The organism is Pseudomonas avellanae BPIC 631, from assembly GCF_000444135.1.
GTDB lineage: Bacteria > Pseudomonadota > Gammaproteobacteria > Pseudomonadales > Pseudomonadaceae > Aquipseudomonas > Aquipseudomonas avellanae.
In genome coordinates, this window is sequence record NZ_ATDK01000407.1 from 1 (window position 1) to 1,965 (window position 1,965).

A 1,965-nucleotide genomic window follows, 5' to 3' on the forward strand; every position below is an offset into this window, starting at 1 on the left:
GGCGCCCAGGGCGCACAGATCGACGCCAGCGAAGCGCAGCAGCAACTGAAAAACAGCGAACAACGCGTCAAGACCCTGTCCGACACGGCGCAACAGCACAACGCCCTGCCGATGCAGGAAGGCCTGGACAGCCTGACCCAGCTCAACAGCGATGCCGACGTGACCTACGGCAGCGACGACGGCACCCCGAGCCAAGGCCCTGGCGAGCAACAACGCAACGGCGGCGACACCGCCTGGGCAATCCGCAGCGGCGGACGCGGCAAAACGCCGGGTTACCAGCAACCGCTGCTGATCGCCTCGTCCCCTGCCGACATCGCCACCGCCACGCCGAAAAGCACCCACTTGCACAGCGGCAAACACCTGACGTTAAGCACCGGCGAAGACGTCAGCATTGCCAGCGGCAAATCCCTGCTGGCCAGCGTCGCGCAAAGCATCAGCCTGTTTGCGCAGAATGCCGGGGCGAAACTGTTTGCGGCCAAGGGCAAGATCGAATTGCAGGCGCAAAGTGATGCGATGGAGCTGACGGCGCAACAGAAGGTGATGATTACCTCGACCGCTGCCGGAATAGAGATCGCCGCACAGGAAGGCATCCTGCTCACCAGCGGTGGCGCCTACATCCGCATCAAGGACGGGGATATCGAGATTCATGCGCCGGGAACGATTGATATCAAAGGGGCGAAGAAGACGCTTAGCGGGCCGACCCAGCTCAATCGCAACCATCCCGCCTGGCCCGAGTCCTCCGTCACTCAAGCGCTGACTTTTTATGCAGGGCAAACCAATGCCGGAAGTTCCAGTGCATGGGCGGGCATGCCTTACAAATTGCGTGACGGTGTGTCAGTCGTCAAACAGGGCGTCATGGATAAAAACGGAAGGATCGATATTGACCACCATCCTACGACCAGTGCCTACATCCTAGAACTGGCGAGTGGCATGCGTTATGACATACCGGTCGGTGGGCAGTACACAGGCGAACAAAGCAATGCTGAACGTGCCAACAGCGGATTTCATCGGCACGAAGTTGACTCACCCTCCCGAACCTCCCCGCCCAGAACACGAAGTGAGTTCAGGGCCGAGTACACCGATCTCGACACTGTCGAGTCAGAAAAGGAGATTTAGAGAGTGGCCTGCATCCCCATAACGTCGTCGATTTCGGTCAGCATAGAGGCTGCTGCACGTACCCCCCCCCAGGAACATACTGCGTGATGCCGTCAACGCATACCCATGACTGCCCCCGGCACCATGCCGACTGTCAGGGCATATCAGGAAAGGAACTCCCATGAAATCACCTCTGATGCCAGAGCTCTCCACAATAACGGTACCCGTTGCCCTCACCTGCACCAACAGTGCGACCATTGTGCCCCGCTGGTTTGTCGAGAAAACTGAATTTCACCCCGTTCCAGCCACCTACCGGCCGCTGGTCAACGGTGAGGAAGCGTTCAGAGCTGTCTATGAGGCCATTGCCAAGGCCGAGAAATCCGTGGAGATCATCTGCTGGGGTTTTCAGCCTTCCATGTATTTCATCCGCGACGGATGCCACCCCTGTATTGGCGAACTGCTCAGGCTTAAAGCCGCAGGGGGCGTTAAGGTGCGCATACTCGGCTGGGAAATGCCTTTCAACTCAGCAGGCATGGCAGGCGAAGGCAACTTGCCTGGCAAGGGCTGGCCTCGCATGAATTCTCGAGCCCTGCAAAGCTCGACCAAGGATCAGTTTGAATACGACCGCGACTGGTTCTCTGAATGCGCAGCGTCCGATGGCAAGGCGGCTGAGCGAGTCAACGGCAAATCCCCCGTATTCGTCAGCAGGGGGTTCAGTGCGAAGGAGCGGGCAGAAATTGCTTACTGGGTGAGGTATCAAGCGCTCGATCCCAACATCAGCACTCGCATGCAGCTTGCCATGAGCGCCAGTGCCTCGCACCACCAGAAAAGCGTGCTGGTCGACTATGAACTGCCTAGGGTCTGTTCCCG

The 1,965-nt window shown here is 58.8% G+C and carries 2 protein-coding genes; both read left to right on the top strand.

The window, feature by feature from the left end:
• A partial coding sequence (locus DW49_RS0123200; protein ID WP_024421429.1) for a DUF2345 domain-containing protein occupies positions 1-1,116 on the top strand: 1,116 nt, incomplete at its 5' end.
• 160 nt (positions 1,117-1,276) lie between these two features.
• The coding region (locus DW49_RS0123205; RefSeq protein ID WP_024421430.1) for a phospholipase D-like domain-containing protein at positions 1,277-1,965 on the top strand (689 nt) is incomplete at its 3' end.